Raw genomic sequence first — 16446 nt, 5'->3', positions numbered from 1 at the left:
GTCTGTCTACATGAGATCGCTTGCTGTCCTCCGCCTGGTCGCGGTCCTGCATGCGGTCGCGATCTGCGCACAGCCGGTCGCGATCGGCATCTACCTGAACGGCGCGACCACCGGCCTCAAGATCCACGAGCCGGTGGGCATCGCCCTCGCCTTCGTCGGGCTCACCCAACTGATCGCCGCGCTCGTCTACTGGCGGCGCGGCGGCCGACCGCTCGCGCCGCTCATTGCCCTGCTGATCCTGGCCGCAGAGGCCGTCCAGATCGCCATGGGCTTCAACAAGCAGCTCACAATCCACATCCCACTCGGGATCGCACTGATCGGCAGCACGGTCGGCTTCGCCATCTGGATCTGTCGCCGGCGGACGGTGTCAGCATGAAGTCGCTGTGGGCGCTCCGCATCGTCCTGCTCCTGCACTGCATCCTGATCTGCGCCCAACCGATCCTGGCCGGCTACTTCCTGGCAGGTGAGGCCGATGCGATGAACCTGCACGGCCCCATCGGCTCGACGGTCTGGATGTTCGGGTTCTTCCAGATCGTCGCCGCGTGCATCTACTGGCTCGGCGGTGGCGGCCGCCCCTGGCCGCTACTGGCGTCCCTGGTGCTCGTGGTGGCCGAGTTCGTCCAGCTCACCTTCGGCTACCTGCAGAACTTCGCAGTCCACATCCCACTCGGTACGGCGATCGTCGCCGTCGTCATCTGGATGACCGTCTGGTCATTCCGCCCGGCCGCACGTCGCGGCCGTCAGGAGGTCAAGCAGTGAAGCTGTCCCGGCGCACTCTGCTCGCAGCCACCGGCGCTGCCGTCACACTGACCGGCTGCGGCCTTGACTCGTCACCGTCACAGGCCGGAGAACTCCTGCACAGTAAGGCGAAACTCCCCCAGCCCTTCACCGTCCCACTGCCGATTCCACCGGTAAAGAAGCCCACCTCTTCGGATCACTACCGCGTGGTGCAGCGCAAGGCCAGTCTGGAGATTCTGCCCGGTCTCAAGACTGAAGTCCTCGGGTACGACGGCCTGTTCCCCGGGCCGACCTTCGATGTCCGCAGTGGCCGGACCACTGTGGTCGAGCAGGTGAACGAACTCGACGTACCGACTGCCCTGCATCTGCATGGCGGGCACACGCCAGCTGCGAGTGATGGCTGGCCGCTGGACCTACTGATGCCAGCAGGCGGGCACCACGATCACTCCGGTCACCACACCATGCAGGGCGGTGATGTGAAGACCGGGAGCCGCACGCACACCTTTCCGAACACGCAGCGCGCGGCCACGCTCTGGTACCACGACCATCGGATGGACTACACCGGACCACAGGTCTACCGCGGACTGTTCGGCCTGCATCTGATCCGGGACGCCGAAGAGGACCGACTGCCACTGCCGCATGGTGATCGGGAGATCCCACTGGTCATTGCGGACCGCGCTTTCGCCGAGGACGGCTCATTCCTGTACCCAGCCGCCAAGGACCGCCCGGGTGTCGAGTCGGCTTACATGGAAGGCGTTGTGGCCGATGTGACGCTAGTGAACGGCGCACCGTGGCCCGTACACGAGGTAGACGCAGCGCGATACCGCCTGCGGATTCTGAACGCCGCCAACGCGCGCCGCTACGAGCTGGCGTTCGACCGTGGGCCGGCGAAGTTCGTGCAGATCGGGAGTGATGGTGGACTACTCGGCGCACCGGTCGAACACGAGACGCTGGTGATCGCACCGGCTGAGCGATTCGACGTGATCGTGGACTTCTCGTCGTACCGGCCCGGTGACGAAGTCACTGTGGTCAACCGGCTCGACAAGGACGCACCAGTACTGCGCTTCAAGGTCGCACGCCGGGCGAGTGACGACAGCAGCATCCCGGCGAAGCTGTCGACGTACGCCGCAGTTGATGTGCCGCGTGGCGTCGTCAAACGCCAGTGGCGGTTCCGCCGCGGCAATGCGGGCGGCCACCAGGGCTGGACGATCAACGGCAAGGCCTTCGACCCAGTGAACATGCAGGCGCAGGTGAAACTCGACCAGTACGAGATCTGGTCGTTCGTCACTGACGTGCACCACCCAGTGCACGTCCACCTCGCACCGTTCCAGGTGCTGAGCCGCCGCGGCCGCGAGCCAGGCCCGTACGACGCAGGCTGGAAGGACACCGTGGATGTGCAGCCGGCCGAGGTGGTGGAGGTGCTGGTGAAGTTCACCGCCCACAAGGGCAAGTACCTCATCCACTGCCACAACCTCGAGCACGAGGACATGGCCATGATGGCCGCCTTCGAAACGATCTGACCCCTTGACGCGGGGTGCAGCCTCTCCCTATATTCAACACATCAGTTGATCAAGGGAATGGTTGATAAAGATGCCGGTTGACGACAGCCAGCTCGATCGGGCCTTCGCCGCACTCGGCGATCCGATCCGGCGAGCGATGATCGCGCGACTCTCGCGGGGTCCGGCGACCGTCAACGAGCTGGCCGAACCGTTCCCGATCACCACGCAGGCGATCTCGCGGCACATCCAGGTGCTCGAGGCCGCCGGGCTGATCACCCGGACGCGGGACGGCCAGCGCCGTCCCTGCCACCTGGTGCCGGCCGCGCTCGAGGCACTGACCAGCTGGATCGACGAGTACCGGCTGGAGACCGAGCGCCGCTTCCGACGGATGGACGCGGTGCTCGCCACGATCAAGGAGCAGGAGAAATGACCACCACCATCAACACCCCCGCCGGTACGCCGTTCGTCGAGGTCACCCGTGAGTTCGACGCCACCCCGGCCCAGCTGTTCAAAGTGATGACCAGCAAGGAGCTACTGGGCCAGTGGCTCGGCCCGCGCAACCTGGAGGCCGACATCCAGGAGTACGACGTCCGCCCGGGCGGTGCGTACCGCTACGTCCACCGTGACGCCAATGGCGAGTACGCCTTCCGCGGGGTCTTCCACAGCGTCGTCCAGGACGAGATGGTCATCCAGACCTTCGAGTGGGAAGGCGCACCGGGCGAGGTCTGCATCGAAAAGCTGACACTGGAGCCCACCGAGACCGGCGTGCTGCTCCGCCAGCGCTCTGTGTTCCCCTCCGTCGAAGGCCGTGACCAGTCCGTCGAGTACGGCATGGCCGACGGCATCAACGACTCCATGGACCGCCTCGCCGAGCTGGTCGCCAAGGAGGGCTAGTCATGGGCAACGTGATCGCCTCTGCGGTCGTGTCACTGGACGGGTTCGTCGCGGACCTCGAGGACGGCGTTGGACCGCTCTTCGACTGGTACGGCAACGGACCGGTCGAGTACTACGGCACCGACCGCAGCCGGGCCTTCCACATCAGCCAGGCCAGCGCCGACTACCTCGACAGCACCTGGCCCAACGTCCGCTCCTGCATCATCGGCCGTCGCCTCTTCGACATCACCAACGGCTGGAACGGCGTCCCCGCCGTGGGCGACCACGTCTTCGTGGTCACCCACCAGCCCCCGACTGACTGGCCGTTCCCCGGCGCCCCCTTCACCTTCGTGAACGGCATCGAACAAGCAGTCACTCAAGCCAAAGCCCATGCCGGCTCCGACAACGTCTCCATCACCGGCGGCAATCTCACCGGGCAAGCCCTAGCCGCCGGCCTGGTCGACGAACTCGCCTACAACCTCGCCCCGGTAGTCCTGGGCGCCGGCCGCAAGTTCTTCGGCGACTACGTAGGCCCGCAAGTCCTCCTGGAAGACCCCCGCGTCGTACAAGGCGACCGAGTCACCCACCTGCACTACAAGGTCATCCGGTAGAACATCCCGCATGGGAGCCAAAGACTGGATGCTCGTGTACGCCGACCGCCCCGTGGCCGACGTACTGCGTGAGCAACCTGCAGTAGACCGCCAAGCAACACAAGCCTTCGTGGAGCAGCTTCACCCGGGCCGAACGCTGACCCCGCTCGACGACAGCACGATGGCGGAACAGTCGAATCCCCCGGACGGCATCATCTACGCCGGTGTCTTCCCAGGCGCGACGGTGCTGCTATCAGGTGAGGTGGCACTCGACTACCCGTCAGCACTGCCACAGCGCTTCGTTGACGAGGCGAAGGGCCGAACGCTCTATCTGCATGCGATGCACAGCGTGGTCGATTGGTTCGCCTATGCGATCTGGGAGGACCGCGTATTGCAGCGAGCGCTGAGTCTGTCGCCGGACAGCGGGGTGCTTGAGGACATCGGCTCACGGCTGCCGTTCGAGGCGCCGTACTGGGCCGGTGAGCACCCCGTCGACGACGAGGACGACGAGCAGCCGTACCCCTTCGTGTTCCACCCGTTGGAGCTGGCCGAGGAAGCACTCGGGACGCTCTTTGGGTTCGTCTATGAGGGGTACCCGCCGGACAACGAGCCTGAGCTGGCGGAGATCGTGTTGCTGGGTTATCGCCTGAGTTGAGGGTGTTCGGCGATGACTGTGCGGGAGCCGGGTTCTATTTCGGTGAAGCCGGCGTCCTGGATGACGGGGAAGTCGGTCTGGAGTAGCTGGGTCCAGTGCGCCGGGTTGGCTTTGCGGACTGCCAGGGGGAAGTTGGCGGCGGACCAGTCTTTGCGGGCTGCTTCTGAGAGAGCTAGCCAGGCCAGCTGGGCACCGTGGCCTACCTGGGCCATGGTCTTGCCGCTGGACATCTGCAGGGTCGGGTTGATCCAGATGACTGGTACGCCGGGGTGCGGGACGGCAGGGGGTTCTGGCTGGTCGAAGTCGGTGCCGGCTACCTGTAGCTTGGCGAGGTCTTTGGGAACGTCGTCCAGTGGGACTGGCGGGAAGACTCTGACCTCTGCGGTCCCCTGGATGACGGTGACGCCAGGGAGGGCTTCGGCTCGGCGCCACTCGGCTCCGCGGGCACGGCGGACCACCTTGCGGATGCGGCGGTCCTGCCAGGCAGTCATGGCGGCGGCCCACTCGCCCTCGCCGGTGGAGCGCTCGTCGGCAAGGATCGCCAGTACGGCGGTCGCTGCGGCCTCCAGAGCATCAGTCTGCTGAGGACGGGCGTTCTTCTCGACGCGAATGACCAGAGTCAGTACGTGCTCCACGGACGCGAGTCTGTCAGGAGGTAGGTTGGCCGCATGCAGCAGTACCTGGATCTTCTGAGGCATGTGTTGGACCACGGGACTCAGAAGGGGGACCGTACTGGCACGGGCACGCTGAGCGTGTTCGGGTACCAGTCGCGGTACGACCTTCGGGAGGGCTTCCCGGCCGTCACCACCAAGAAGCTGCATCTGCGGTCGGTGTTCGGGGAGCTGATCTGGTTCCTCAGCGGCTCGACGAACATCAAGTGGCTGCACGAGAACAACATCAAGATCTGGGACGAGTGGGCTGACGCGGACGGCGAGCTGGGGCCGGTCTACGGCTATCAGTGGCGCTCCTGGCCGACACCGGACGGCCGCAGCGTCGACCAGATCGCCGGACTGATCGAGGGCATCAAGAAGAACCCCGACTCACGCCGGCACATCGTCAACGCGTGGAACGTCGCAGATGTCGACAGCATGGCGCTTCCGCCGTGTCACACGATGTTCCAGTTCTACGTGGCCGACGGCAAGCTGTCCTGCCAGCTGTACCAGCGCTCCGCCGACATCTTCCTCGGTGTGCCGTTCAACATCGCCTCGTACGCGCTGCTGACCCACATGGTCGCTCAGCAGACCGGACTGGAGGTCGGCGACTTCGTCCACACCCTCGGCGACGCACACCTCTACTCGAACCACCTGGACCAGGCCCGCCTGCAGCTCACCCGCGAGCCCCGGCCGCTGCCGACCCTCAAGCTCGCGCAGCGCGACTCGATCGACTCCTACGAGATCGCTGACATCGAACTGGTCGGCTACGACCCGCACCCGGGCATCAAGGCCCCCATCGCCGTATGAGCATCATCCTGATCGCGGCGGTCGGCGCGAACGGCGTCATCGGCCGTGACAACGACCTGCCGTGGCGCATCCGGGAGGACCTCCAGCACTTCAAGCAGCTGACCCTCGGACACACGCTGGTGATGGGCCGCAAGACCTACGACTCGATCGGCCGACCACTACCCGGCCGCCGTACCGTCGTGGTCACTCGGCAACAAGACTGGTCGGCAGACGGCGTACAGGTTGTTCACACGCTCGAAGAGGCCCTCAAAGAGCAGGGCGACCTCTATGTGGCAGGCGGCGGCGAGATCTACCGCCAAGCCCTCCCGTACGCCGATCGGCTGGAGCTGACCGAGGTCGACCAGTCCCCCGCCGGCGACGTCACCTTCCCCGCTCTCGACCAGTCGGACTGGACCGAAACCGCTCGCGACCCGCACGACGGTTTCGCCTTCGTCAGCTACCGGCGTAGCTGAGCAGGCAACGACTACACAACGACACCACCACGTCGGCCGGGAACCGCGTAGATTGTCAGCGCGTCACGGAGGTGACAGCACGCGGGAGTGGGGGACGCTCGCGCAGCCACCGGAGGGGAACGACGATGACCGAAGCCGATAACACTGCTGGAGCAGCAGGAAACGCCGCTGGGGCAGCGGCTGCGCAGCCGGCGGTATCGCCGCTGCAGCCGCCGACCGCGACCGCACCGGGACTGATACTGACTGCTCCGGCGCCATCACAGGCAGTAGCTGCCACGGCGGCGCCGAGCCTGGCTCCGGCCGTTGACGCGGCCGCACTGCCGGGTCTGGACGCGAAGGTGGACACCTTCCTCACTGCGCTGATGGTGGCCGAGCCGCGGTCACCGGAGTTCGCGGCCAAGGCCACTGACGTGCGCAGCATGGGTGACGTCGACATCCGCAATGCGGCTGAGAGCTCCAACCGGCTGCTGCAGCAGCCGGTCAAGGCGCTGCAGAGCGGCGGCCTGTCGGAGGGGTCGACGGTCGGCAAGACGCTGCTCGACCTGCGCCGTACGGTCGAGGACCTGGACCCGAAGGGCGCTACCGGGACCCGGAAGCTGCTCGGGATGATCCCGTTCGGCGACAAGATCGAGGACTACTTCCGCAAGTACCAGAGCGCGCAGACGCACCTCGAGGGGATCCTGCACTCACTGCGGAACGGCCAGGACGAGCTCGGCAAGGACAACGCCGCGCTGAACTTGGAGAAGCAGAACCTCTGGGACGCCATGACCCGGCTGAACCAGTACGTGTACGTCGCCGAGCGCCTCGATGCACGGCTGTCCGCAGCGATCGCAGAGCTGGACACGACCAACCCGGAGAAGGCCAAGGCGTTCCGCGAGGACGTGCTGTTCTACGTCCGGCAGAAGCACCAGGACCTGCTCACCCAGCTCGCAGTGTCGATCCAGAACTACCTGGCCATCGACATCATCATCAAGAACAACATCGAGCTGATCAAGGGCGTCGACCGCGCCTCCACGACCACCGTGTCGGCACTGCGGACGGCAGTCATCGTGGCACAGGCGCTGGGCAACCAGAAGCTCGTGCTGGACCAGATCACCGCGCTGAACACCACCACGAGCGGCATGATCGAGCGCACCTCGCAGATGCTGCGGGACAACTCGGTGGCGATCCAGCAGCAGGCCGCGGCAGCCACCATCGGGCTTCCGCAACTGCAGGCCGCGTTCGCGAACATCTACGCGACCATGGACGCGATCGACCACTTCAAGTCCGAGGCGCTCGACAACATGGCGGCCACGATCGGCACGCTGGAGTCCGAGGTGACCAAGTCCCGCAGCTACCTGGACCGGGTCGCCGGACAGAACCAGCAGGTCGTCCAGGGCAGCCTGGACATCAACATCGGTCGCTGACACACCACCACTAGCAGGGGACGGGCATGGCTCTGGGGGACTTCTTTGCGCGACTCGTTGGTCGCCAGCAAGAGCCAGAGCCTGCCCCGGGACCACGTGCTCCCACGAACGATGACCTGCTCGCCGCGCTGGTTCGGGTCGAGCAGCTGATCGCGGAGGGCGCCGTACCGGCGGTGGTGGCGTCGCGGGTCAACCGGGTGGTGCGGATCGTGCGGGAGACCATCCCTCGGCTGGGCAACCTGGCCGGCAGCGCGCAGGCGTACTCCGTGATGGCTACAGCGACGGACTATCTACCGGAGGCCATCGGTGGGTATCTGCGGTTGCCGCGGCAGTGGGCCGACACCCGGCCGGTGGACCGCGGCAAGACCTCACTGATGATCCTGATCGACCAGTTGGACCTGTTGGGCGCAACGATGGACAAGGTGTTCGACGCGGTGAACCGGGCCGACGCGGCCGCACTGATCGCGCATGGCCGGTTCCTGCAGGAGAAGTTCGGCACTGGTTCTACCGGGGGAGGCTTGGCCCTTGGTCCGACCACTTCCACACCAGCACCTGACACCGGCCCGGATACCGGGCCACTACGACCACCACCAGGACGAGGGGGAGCATGAGCGGCGAGGGGGGACTGTCACTGCAGCAGGCGCTGGCCGCGCTGCTGGAGATCGCCGTACGTGCCGGTGTCGACGAGGAGCGGGCCCGCGCAGAGGCGCTGTCGTTGGCAGCCGCCCTGGCGGAGTCGGCTCCCGGTGCACCGGCGGACTGGGCCAAGGCCTTCCCGGGTGCAACCACCCAGGACTTCTTCGACGCTGCCGTTCGCGGACGACGCTGGCGGGGCGCACCAACCGCCGTACTGACTGAGCTGGTCACCGCAGGGTCGCCGGAGAAGGTCGCGTACGCCGAGGCGTTGGCTGAGCTCGCATCTGCCTCGTGCACGTTGGGTGAGCCGACCATGCGCGTTGTCGGCAACGCCTCCGTGGCTGCTGCGGCACAACTGCAGGCAGCCGGAGCTCGGCCGCTACAGGTCGGCTCTACGCCTGCTCCCGCAACACCTGCGGTTGCCAAGGCGGAAGAGAAGCCGGAGGTGCCGGCCAAGACGGTTGACGAGTTGCTGGCCGAGTTGGACGAGCTGACCGGGCTTGAGCGGGTCAAACGCGAGGTGCACCGACAGGTCGCCGTACTGCGAGTTGAGAAGCTGCGGACCGAAGCAGGGCTAAAGAGTCCGACCATCACGCGGCACCTGGTCTTCGTGGGCAATCCCGGGACCGGCAAGACCACCGTGGCCCGGCTGGTCAGTGGGATCTACAAAGCACTCGGACTGCTGTCAAAGGGACAGCTGATCGAGGTGGACCGCTCCGAGCTGGTTGCTGGTTACCTGGGCCAAACCGCGACCAAGACCGCCGAGGTGGTCGCGTCCGCAGTCGGTGGGGTGCTGTTCATCGACGAGGCGTACAGCCTGACCGCAGGTGACCTGGGCGCCGACCAGTACGGGCGTGAGGCCGTGGACACGCTGGTCAAGGAGATGGAGGACCGGCGCGACGACCTGGTCGTCATCGTCGCCGGATACCCCGAGCCGATGGCAGTCTTCATCGCCGCCAACCCCGGACTGGCCAGCCGGTTCCGGACCACGATCTCTTTCGACGACTACAGCGACGACGAGCTCACCGACATCCTCACCGGCCTCACCGCAGGCGCCGACTACGAGCTGGTGCCAGAGGCGCTGGAGCGGTTCGGGGAGATCCTCACCGAGACTCCGCGCGGCCAGTCCTTCGGCAACGGCCGGTTCGCCCGCAACACCCTCGAAGCCGCCATCGGCCGGCATGCGTGGCGACTCCGCGACGTGACGGCACCCACGACCGACCAGCTGCGTCAGATCGTCGCTGAGGACCTCAGCGACGATCCCCCAGCCTCCACAGACACAACGTCCGAAGATCCGGAGACGGGCGCCGACGATTCTTCGGACGTTGCGGATCCTTCGGACGTTCACGAGCAAGGAGTTGAGGCGTGACCCAGACTCAGAGTGCGCCGCCCGCGACCTGGTCGCCGCCGACGCCGGAGCAGACTGCAGCCCTGCAACGACCCGGTACGCCGACGCCGCGTGGAGCCGTTGCCCAGTGGTTCGAAGGCACACCGGGGCGGATGCGCGCCTTCCTCGTGCTCGCTGCCGCCGTCAGTGTCGTCTTCGGCCTGTGCGCCGCCCAGGGCTTCAACCAGTCCGACGGTGCGTTGCAGCGCGCCGAGGCGAACGCTGCTCAGCTGGTGCGGATCCAGGCGATCCATACCAACCTGGTCAGCGCCAACGCCGACGCGACGAACGCCTTCCTGGTCGGCGGCCTTGAGCCGCCCGTCCAGCGTCAGCACTTCGTCGACTCGATGGCCTCTGCTGCTCGCCTGGTCGCCGAGGCCGCCAGCGCGCAGCCCGCCGACCGCGATGCTCTCGGCCAGCTGAACACCACGCTGGTCACCTACCAGGGTCTGATCGAGCAGGCGCGGGCCAACAACCGCCAGGGCCTCCCGATCGGCTCGCAGTACCTGCGGGACGCCAATGCGACCCTGCAGAACGACTCCTTGCCGTTGGTGAAGGCGCTGGTCGCAGCCAACGAGAAGCGGGTCGACTCCGAGTTCGACGGCGTCGGTAACGGCGTCTGGTGGGTGCTCCTCGGTGGTCTGGTCTCAGTGCTCGTTCTGTTCTTCACACTGCGCTGGCTGGCTCAGCGGACGCACCGCTACATCAACGTGCCGATCGCAGCCGGTGGAGTCGTCGTACTGCTGACCACACTGATCGGTGGGTTCGCCCTGTTCGCCGCCTCTGGTGACGCCAAGGACGCGCACGACGGCGACTACGCCTCGACGCTGGCACTGTCCCGAGCCCGCATCGCGGCGTACGACGCCCGTTCGAACGAGAGCCTCACGCTGATCGCCCGCGGCTCCGGAACGGCGTACGACACGGCCTACAAGGAGTCTGCGGCCACCGTCGATGCGCAGCTCAAGAAGATCTCCGTCTCCAGTCCGGGCGCCGGACTGTGGGCGAAGTACCAGGAAGCCCACGCAGAGGTCCGCAAGCAGGACACCGGCGGCAACTGGGACCTGGCAGTCCAGATCGCCACCGGCTCGCCGTCGGTCACAGTGGCCCAGAACTCGGTCGAGGCGTTCGCCGCGTTCGACAAAGCGACGGCGAAGGACCTGGACGGCACCAGCAGCGGAGTCAGCACCCAATTGAAGAGCGCCCGGGACGGACTGCCGCCGATCGGGTGGCTGGGGCTGCCGATCGGGATTCTGGTGGCGTTGCTGATCGCCTGGGGCATCTCGCAGCGACTGGGGGAATACCGATGAAGAAGCTGATCGCCGCCTCGGTCGCGGTACTGATGACGGTCACCGCCTGCGGTTCCGGCGCGTACGACGCAACCGTGATCCCGCCCAAGCCACAGCCGAAAGCTGCAGCTGCTCCTGTGGCACCCGCACCGTGCGGTGACACCAAGAACCCGCTGCGGTCGTACGCACCGGAGAACGTGTCCCTGAGCAGCCCCACCCTGAAGAAGATCATCGAGCGCAAACGACTCATCGCCGGCGTCTCCGCGGACAGCCTGAACCTCGGCTCACGGAATCCGATCAGCGGTGAGATCGAGGGTTTCGACATCGACATGGTGAAGGCCGTCGCCAAGGCGATCTTCGGCACCGACGTCGGTCATCTGGAACTGCGGGTGATCTCCAGCCCGCAACGTATTCCGGTGTTGCAGAACAACGAGGTCGACATCGTTGCGCGCAACATGACGATCAACTGCGTGCGCTGGCAGCAGATCGCCTTCTCCGCCGAGTACTACCACTCGGGGCAGAAGACGCTGGTCCCGCGGGACTCCACTGCGAAGAGCACCACAGACCCGGAGCTGGACGGGCAAACGATCTGTGCCCCCGCCGGTTCGACCAGCCTGGACAATCTGCAGAAGGTGAACCCGAGGGTCAAGACGATCACTGCAGACACCGACACCGGATGTCTGGTGCTGTTCCAGTCGGGTAAGGCGTACGGGATCAGCGGTGACGACACAGTGCTGGCCGGGGATGCAGCTCAGGACCCGTATGCGAAGGTGCTGAAGGAGAAGGCGTTCAGTGCGGAGCCGTACGGCCTGGGGATCAACAAGGACAACACGGACTTCGTGCAGTTCGTGAACCAGGTGCTCGCGAACATCAAGGCCAACGGCGAGTGGGCGGCGTCGTACAAGAAGTGGCTTGAGCCTGCCCTAGGGAAGGCCACTGCGCCGGCGCCGGTGTACGGGCGATGACGGTTCGGACGCCTACCGCGGCGGCGCCGGCGCCGCCGGGGCGGATGGGGAGCAGCGTTCCGGCTTCGGAGCTGCTCTCGTTCCTGAGTGCTTTGGGGCGTTGGCGGGATCAGCGGAAGGCTGAGCTCGACGAGTTGGACGAGGCGGCGCTGCGGGCGCCGGACGCGGATTCGCTGAGTGCTGACATCGTGCTGGGGATGGCGGTCTGGAAGGCCGTGTCGGACCGGTACGAGCTGATTCTGGTGACGTGGGATTCGGGGCGGGTCGGGGCGACCGAGACCGAGCGGATCTCGACGTTGATCTGGGGTGGGCTGGACACCGGCAGCGCGGGCGGGTCACTGGCGGTTTCGTTGCCGGAGGCATGCAAGTTGTCGGATGCGCTGGCTTCGAGTCTGCGGGCCAAACTCGCACTGGAGCCAGGGGACGCCGATCGGGCCGCGAAACTGCGTCAGCTGCGCGCACAGGTCGAGCGGATCGGGGATCTGGTCAAGCTCGAGCCGGCCAACGTGCGCAACACGGCGCTGGCTGAGCACCACGATCTCGACCGGCGACTGACGGACCTTGTCGATCGCAACAAGCGCGGCGCGGACATCGGTGGGCTGATCGGCCCGTTCGAGATCGACGCTGCGCACACTGAGCGAGACCTGATCGTCGGTGCGGCCACGCGCAAGGAGCGTGCGGCCGATGTGGCCCGCGCCCGGACACTGCGGGGCGACTTGGAAGCACAGGGCACCGCGGTGCGCGCGCTGGCTGACAACGCGGTCGCTGCGGTCACACCGGCCCCGCGGCTCGCCGTTCCGGATGTCACTGCGCTTGGACCGGTTCCGAACACCCCGGCTGAGCTGGAGAAGTACCTGACCCGATTGGACGCCGTACGGCGGGCGCTCGGGCAAGCACAGACGGCGTACAGCGCGGCTGTCGCGCGGCGGGACGAGTTGGCCGCGCTACTGGACGCGTATCAGGTGAAGTCGGGGCGGGTAGCCCCGAACAACGAAGACCTTGCGGAGTTGTACCGGCGTGGCCGTGCGGTGATGGAGACGGAGCCGGTGGACACTGTCCGGCTTGCTGCGCTCGTCACGGCGTACCAGGCCTACCTGGAGAGCACAGGAGGGACCAGATGACGACCATCGCCTGCACGGAGCCCGGTTGTACGGGCACCATCGTGGACGGCTACTGCGACGTGTGCGGAGCGCCTGCACCGGCTGGAGCAGTCAGCCCGTCGGCAGTAGTCGGAGCCCCTGATGTGATCGCACCGGACCAGCCGGACCTGGATCCGGTCAGCACGCCGTCCACGGTTTCCCGCGCGTCGAACCGCCTCGCGTCCACACCGCTCGGCTCTGCGCGCGCTGCGCAGGCAGGGTCGAAGCTCACGCGCCGGCTGGGCACGTCGTCCACTCGTCTGCGCGGTGCGCGGCTGGGTGCCGGTCTGACCCACGTACCGACGATTCCGGCGATCGACGCGAGCAAAGCGATCCTGTCGAACCCGATGGTGCCGGAGGACCGCCGGAACTGTCCCAGCTGTGGCAACGCGGTCGGCCGGTCCCGAGACGGTCAGCCGGGCCGCACCGACGGCTTCTGCCCCAAGTGCCGCAACCCGTTCTCGTTCTCGCCCAAGCTGCAGGACGGTGACCTGGTCGGCGGCCAGTACCTGGTCAAGGGCTGTCTGGCGCATGGTGGCTTCGGCTGGATCTACATGGCCCAGGATCAGAACGTCTCGAACCGCTGGGTGGTTCTGAAGGGCCTGCTGAACTCGGAGGACCCGGACGCCGTGGCGGCCGCGATCGCCGAGCAGCAGTTCCTGGCCCGGGTCGAGCACCCGCTGATCGTCGAGATCTACAACTTCGTCACCCACGACGGCGCCGGCTACATCGTCATGGAGTACGTCGGCGGCACCTCGCTCAAGACGCTGCTCAAGCAGCGCATGGCGGCCAACAACAACCTGTACGACGCGCTGCCGATCGACCAGGCGATCGCCTACATGCTGGAGATCCTGCCCGCGTTCTCGTACCTGCACGACCTGGGCCTGGTCTACTGCGACTTCAAGCCGGACAACATCATCCAGGTCGGTGACGCGGTCAAGCTGATCGACCTCGGTGGTGTGCGGCGGATCGACGACATGGACTCGGCCATCTACGGAACGGTCGGTTTCCAGGCGCCTGAGGTGGCCGAGGTCGGAACGTCGATCGCCTCAGACATCTACACGCTCGGCCGGACCCTGTGTGTGCTGGCGATGGAGTTCCGCGGCTACCAGGGTCGCTACGTCACCTCGCTGCCGCCGGTGGGCGACGTACCGCTGTTCCAGAAGTACGACTCGGTCTACCGGCTCCTGCTCAAGGCCTGCGCCAAGGACCCGGCAGACCGCTTCCAGACCGCTGACGAGTTCCGCGTGCAGCTCCTCGGCGTACTGCGTGAGGTCGTGGCCGACAAGCAGGGCACCCAGGCTGCACAGCACTCCGCATCGTCACTGCTGTTCGGTACGCCGGGCGACAAGTCGCTGGGACTCGGTGACGCGGCCGCACCGTGGCAGCGGCTGCCTTCACTCATCGCGGACGACAGCGACAAGATGGCAGGCTGGTTGAAGACCGTCAGCGTGCCGGATCCGGACAAGCGGCTCGAGCTGCTGGTCGATGCGCCGGAGCCGTCGCCGCAGATCCTGCTGGAGATCGCTGAGACCTCTCTGGAGGTTGGGGCCGAGCGTTTCGACATGGTCGACACTGCGGTCGCAGATCTGCTCGCATCGGACCCCTGGGAGTGGCGGGCGGTCTGGATGGCCGGGCTGGTCGCTCTGGCCCGCGGTGACGCGAAGGCAGCCCAGTCCGCGTTCAACGCCGTCTACGGCCAGGTGCCGGGTGAGCTGGCGCCCAAGCTCGCGCTGGCGATCGCCTGTGAGATGAGCGGCGAGTTCGACGTTGCCGAAGGCCTCTATCAGACCTGTGCGCGCACTGATGCCAACTACATCGCACCGTCGGCCTTCGGGCTGGCGGACATCCGGACCCGGCGCAACGACCTGGACGGAGCCCTGGCCGCACTGGACCTGGTTCCGCGAACCAGCGGCGCGTATGTGCGCGCCCGCCGCCAGCGAGCCGGACTACTGGCAGGATCGGGGCGTGGCCTGGATGCGCTCGCTCAGGCGATGGACAGCATCGACTCGCTGACCATCGACCCGGTCGACCGGGCCAACCTGGCGGCGAACGTGTTCCGGGCCGCGCTGGAAGAGGTACGGCAGTCCGGTCCGCAGGAAGGTCTGCGGATCGACGGCCGGGAGGCGACCGAGCCGGCCCTGCGGGACGGACTCGAAGCCACCTACCGGCAACTGGCCACCCAGGCTGAGAGCCGGCCGGAACGGATCGCCCTGGTCGACCTGGCCAACGAGGTTCGAGGATGGACGTTGCGATGACGAGTACGACCGACACGGTCTGCCCCACGTGTGGGGGCCATGTGTCCGAGGCCGACCGTTTCTGCGAGGCGTGTGGCATGGAGCTGAAGCCCGGCGAGCTCGCACCCGCCGAGGCAGGCACATCGCCGGCGCTGGACACCGACACGGAGCCGACCGTCGAGATCAACGCCCTGCCACCGGTAGGACCCTGTACGTCGTGCGGTGGCGTCATTGGTGCGGACGGTTACTGCGGGACCTGCGGAGTGAAGGCTGCCAAGCCGCGCGACCACTTCAGTGAGCAGCCCGCTCCGTGGGTGGCCGGCGTCTGTGACCGCGGTATCCGGCACAGCCGCAACGAGGACTCGATGGCGATCGCTGCCGACCCAGAGCAGGGCAGTAGAGCGCTGCTGGTCGTCTGTGACGGCGTGAGCTCCTCACTCGACTCCGATGTCGCGTCGCTGGCCGCAGCACGCGCCGCTCGCGAGGTCCTGGTTGCTGGGCACGCACAGGGCATCGGCACCGAGTCGTCGCGCAGCGGTGCGATCGTGGCCCGGCTGAATGCTGCGGCAGATGCCGCCAGCGACGCCGTACTGGAGAACACCAGTCCCGACAGCCCGAATCCGGCGTCCTGCACGTTCGTGGCCGCCGTACTGGAGGACGGGCTGCTCGTCGCGGGGACCGTCGGCGACAGCCGGGCGTACTGGTTCCCGGACGCGTCCGAAGCGGTCGCGCTGACCGTGGACGACTCCTGGGCCGCTGAGCTGATCGCCACTGGCATCTCTCGCGCCGAGGCCGAGTCCGGCCCGCACGCCCACGCGATCACTCGCTGGCTGGGCAAAGACGCACCGGACCACACCCCCCGTACGACGACTGTCCGCGTCACCGAGCCCGGCTGGGTCATGGTCTGCTCGGACGGATTGTGGAACTACTGCTCCGAGGCGGCACCGTTGGCCGACCTCGTCCGTCAGACCGCTGCGGCCAACGGCGGCGAACCGCTTGCCACCGCATCCGCACTGGTCGACTGGGCGAACGCCCAGGGCGGCCAGGACAACATCACCGTCACGCTTGCGCGTGTCTAACCAAATACGTTTCCCCACCCCACCGCCCCGAACGAGAGGACCCG

Annotated in this window: 18 protein-coding genes; 17 read left to right on the top strand and 1 reads right to left on the bottom strand. The window is 66.8% G+C overall.

What is annotated here, in order from left to right; all coding sequences use genetic code 11:
* Positions 1-10: 10 nt before the first annotated feature.
* From E1263_RS13550 to E1263_RS13520, 7 genes are all read left to right on the top strand, one after another.
* Positions 11-376, top strand: a complete 366-nt coding sequence (locus tag E1263_RS13550; RefSeq protein WP_132167628.1) for a hypothetical protein — start codon at positions 11-13, stop codon at positions 374-376.
* Positions 373-759, top strand: coding sequence for a hypothetical protein (locus tag E1263_RS13545; protein WP_132167627.1), 387 nt, complete (start codon positions 373-375; stop codon positions 757-759). The genes E1263_RS13550 and E1263_RS13545 overlap by 4 nt, the downstream gene beginning before the upstream one ends.
* Positions 756-2258: a multicopper oxidase family protein gene (locus E1263_RS13540; protein WP_132167626.1), complete on the top strand. Its 1503-nt coding sequence runs from the start codon at positions 756-758 to the stop codon at positions 2256-2258. Before E1263_RS13545 ends, E1263_RS13540 begins: the two co-directional genes overlap by 4 nt.
* A 70-nt stretch (positions 2259-2328) precedes the next feature.
* The gene (locus E1263_RS13535; RefSeq protein WP_132167625.1) at positions 2329-2667 is read left to right on the top strand and encodes an ArsR/SmtB family transcription factor; all 339 of its coding nucleotides are present in this window, start codon (positions 2329-2331) and stop codon (positions 2665-2667) included.
* Complete coding sequence (locus tag E1263_RS13530) at positions 2664-3131, top strand: SRPBCC domain-containing protein (protein ID WP_132167624.1); 468 nt, start codon at positions 2664-2666, stop codon at positions 3129-3131. The genes E1263_RS13535 and E1263_RS13530 overlap by 4 nt, the downstream gene beginning before the upstream one ends.
* A 2-nt stretch (positions 3132-3133) precedes the next feature.
* Complete coding sequence (locus E1263_RS13525) at positions 3134-3721, top strand: dihydrofolate reductase family protein (protein ID WP_132167623.1); 588 nt, start codon at positions 3134-3136, stop codon at positions 3719-3721.
* Positions 3722-3731: 10 nt separating this feature from the next.
* Positions 3732-4355, top strand: coding sequence for a DUF6928 family protein (locus E1263_RS13520; protein WP_132167622.1), 624 nt, complete (start codon positions 3732-3734; stop codon positions 4353-4355).
* Here the strand turns inward: E1263_RS13520 and E1263_RS13515 are convergent.
* A complete protein-coding gene (locus E1263_RS13515) occupies positions 4340-4990 on the bottom strand; it encodes a peptidyl-tRNA hydrolase (protein ID WP_238161225.1) in 651 nt (216 codons plus the stop codon). The two genes, E1263_RS13520 and E1263_RS13515, sit on opposite strands and share 16 nt — an antisense overlap.
* A gap of 33 nt (positions 4991-5023) precedes the next feature.
* Between E1263_RS13515 and E1263_RS13510 the strand changes: the two genes are divergently transcribed.
* The 10 genes from E1263_RS13510 to E1263_RS13465 all read left to right on the top strand — a co-directional run bounded on the left by E1263_RS13510 (position 5024) and on the right by E1263_RS13465 (position 16402).
* A complete protein-coding gene (locus E1263_RS13510; RefSeq protein ID WP_132167620.1) occupies positions 5024-5815 on the top strand; it encodes a thymidylate synthase in 792 nt (263 codons plus the stop codon).
* The gene (locus tag E1263_RS13505) at positions 5812-6267 is read left to right on the top strand and encodes a dihydrofolate reductase (RefSeq protein WP_132167619.1); all 456 of its coding nucleotides are present in this window, start codon (positions 5812-5814) and stop codon (positions 6265-6267) included. Before E1263_RS13510 ends, E1263_RS13505 begins: the two co-directional genes overlap by 4 nt.
* Positions 6268-6392: 125 nt before the next feature.
* Positions 6393-7673: a toxic anion resistance protein gene (locus E1263_RS13500; RefSeq protein WP_132167618.1), complete on the top strand. Its 1281-nt coding sequence runs from the start codon at positions 6393-6395 to the stop codon at positions 7671-7673.
* A gap of 26 nt (positions 7674-7699) precedes the next feature.
* Complete coding sequence (locus tag E1263_RS13495) at positions 7700-8284, top strand: hypothetical protein (RefSeq protein ID WP_132167617.1); 585 nt, start codon at positions 7700-7702, stop codon at positions 8282-8284.
* Positions 8281-9678, top strand: a complete 1398-nt coding sequence (locus E1263_RS13490; RefSeq protein WP_132167616.1) for an AAA family ATPase — start codon at positions 8281-8283, stop codon at positions 9676-9678. The genes E1263_RS13495 and E1263_RS13490 overlap by 4 nt, the downstream gene beginning before the upstream one ends.
* The gene (locus E1263_RS13485; protein ID WP_132167615.1) at positions 9675-11003 is read left to right on the top strand and encodes a hypothetical protein; all 1329 of its coding nucleotides are present in this window, start codon (positions 9675-9677) and stop codon (positions 11001-11003) included. The genes E1263_RS13490 and E1263_RS13485 overlap by 4 nt, the downstream gene beginning before the upstream one ends.
* Positions 11000-11947, top strand: a complete 948-nt coding sequence (locus tag E1263_RS13480; RefSeq protein ID WP_132167614.1) for a glutamate ABC transporter substrate-binding protein — start codon at positions 11000-11002, stop codon at positions 11945-11947. The genes E1263_RS13485 and E1263_RS13480 overlap by 4 nt, the downstream gene beginning before the upstream one ends.
* Positions 11944-13068, top strand: a complete 1125-nt coding sequence (locus E1263_RS13475; RefSeq protein ID WP_132167613.1) for a hypothetical protein — start codon at positions 11944-11946, stop codon at positions 13066-13068. The genes E1263_RS13480 and E1263_RS13475 overlap by 4 nt, the downstream gene beginning before the upstream one ends.
* Positions 13065-15344: a serine/threonine-protein kinase gene (locus tag E1263_RS13470; protein ID WP_132167612.1), complete on the top strand. Its 2280-nt coding sequence runs from the start codon at positions 13065-13067 to the stop codon at positions 15342-15344. Before E1263_RS13475 ends, E1263_RS13470 begins: the two co-directional genes overlap by 4 nt.
* Positions 15341-16402: a PP2C family protein-serine/threonine phosphatase gene (locus E1263_RS13465; protein ID WP_238161224.1), complete on the top strand. Its 1062-nt coding sequence runs from the start codon at positions 15341-15343 to the stop codon at positions 16400-16402. The genes E1263_RS13470 and E1263_RS13465 overlap by 4 nt, the downstream gene beginning before the upstream one ends.
* The last annotated feature ends 44 nt before the right edge of the window (positions 16403-16446 follow it).

The organism is Kribbella antibiotica, from assembly GCF_004349055.1.
Lineage (GTDB): Bacteria > Actinomycetota > Actinomycetes > Propionibacteriales > Kribbellaceae > Kribbella > Kribbella antibiotica.
The sequence above is the reverse complement of the archived record's forward strand: the minus strand, read 5'-3'. Positions and strand labels throughout refer to the sequence as shown.

Excerpts from the sequence above, each read along its gene's own strand:
- E1263_RS13470 (WP_132167612.1), top strand. The coding sequence starts at position 13,065 with ATGACGACCATCGCCTGCACGGAGCCCGGTTGTACGGGCACCATCGTG.
- E1263_RS13505 (WP_132167619.1), top strand. The coding sequence starts at position 5,812 with ATGAGCATCATCCTGATCGCGGCGGTCGGCGCGAACGGCGTCATCGGC.
- E1263_RS13535 (WP_132167625.1), top strand. The coding sequence starts at position 2,329 with ATGCCGGTTGACGACAGCCAGCTCGATCGGGCCTTCGCCGCACTCGGC.
- E1263_RS13500 (WP_132167618.1), top strand. The coding sequence starts at position 6,393 with ATGACCGAAGCCGATAACACTGCTGGAGCAGCAGGAAACGCCGCTGGG.
- E1263_RS13510 (WP_132167620.1), top strand. The coding sequence starts at position 5,024 with ATGCAGCAGTACCTGGATCTTCTGAGGCATGTGTTGGACCACGGGACT.
- E1263_RS13545 (WP_132167627.1), top strand. The coding sequence starts at position 373 with ATGAAGTCGCTGTGGGCGCTCCGCATCGTCCTGCTCCTGCACTGCATC.
- E1263_RS13465 (WP_238161224.1), top strand. The coding sequence starts at position 15,341 with ATGACGAGTACGACCGACACGGTCTGCCCCACGTGTGGGGGCCATGTG.
- E1263_RS13475 (WP_132167613.1), top strand. The coding sequence starts at position 11,944 with ATGACGGTTCGGACGCCTACCGCGGCGGCGCCGGCGCCGCCGGGGCGG.
- E1263_RS13520 (WP_132167622.1), top strand. The coding sequence starts at position 3,732 with ATGGGAGCCAAAGACTGGATGCTCGTGTACGCCGACCGCCCCGTGGCC.
- E1263_RS13495 (WP_132167617.1), top strand. The coding sequence starts at position 7,700 with ATGGCTCTGGGGGACTTCTTTGCGCGACTCGTTGGTCGCCAGCAAGAG.
- E1263_RS13480 (WP_132167614.1), top strand. The coding sequence starts at position 11,000 with ATGAAGAAGCTGATCGCCGCCTCGGTCGCGGTACTGATGACGGTCACC.
- E1263_RS13490 (WP_132167616.1), top strand. The coding sequence starts at position 8,281 with ATGAGCGGCGAGGGGGGACTGTCACTGCAGCAGGCGCTGGCCGCGCTG.
- E1263_RS13550 (WP_132167628.1), top strand. The coding sequence starts at position 11 with ATGAGATCGCTTGCTGTCCTCCGCCTGGTCGCGGTCCTGCATGCGGTC.
- E1263_RS13525 (WP_132167623.1), top strand. The coding sequence starts at position 3,134 with ATGGGCAACGTGATCGCCTCTGCGGTCGTGTCACTGGACGGGTTCGTC.
- E1263_RS13530 (WP_132167624.1), top strand. The coding sequence starts at position 2,664 with ATGACCACCACCATCAACACCCCCGCCGGTACGCCGTTCGTCGAGGTC.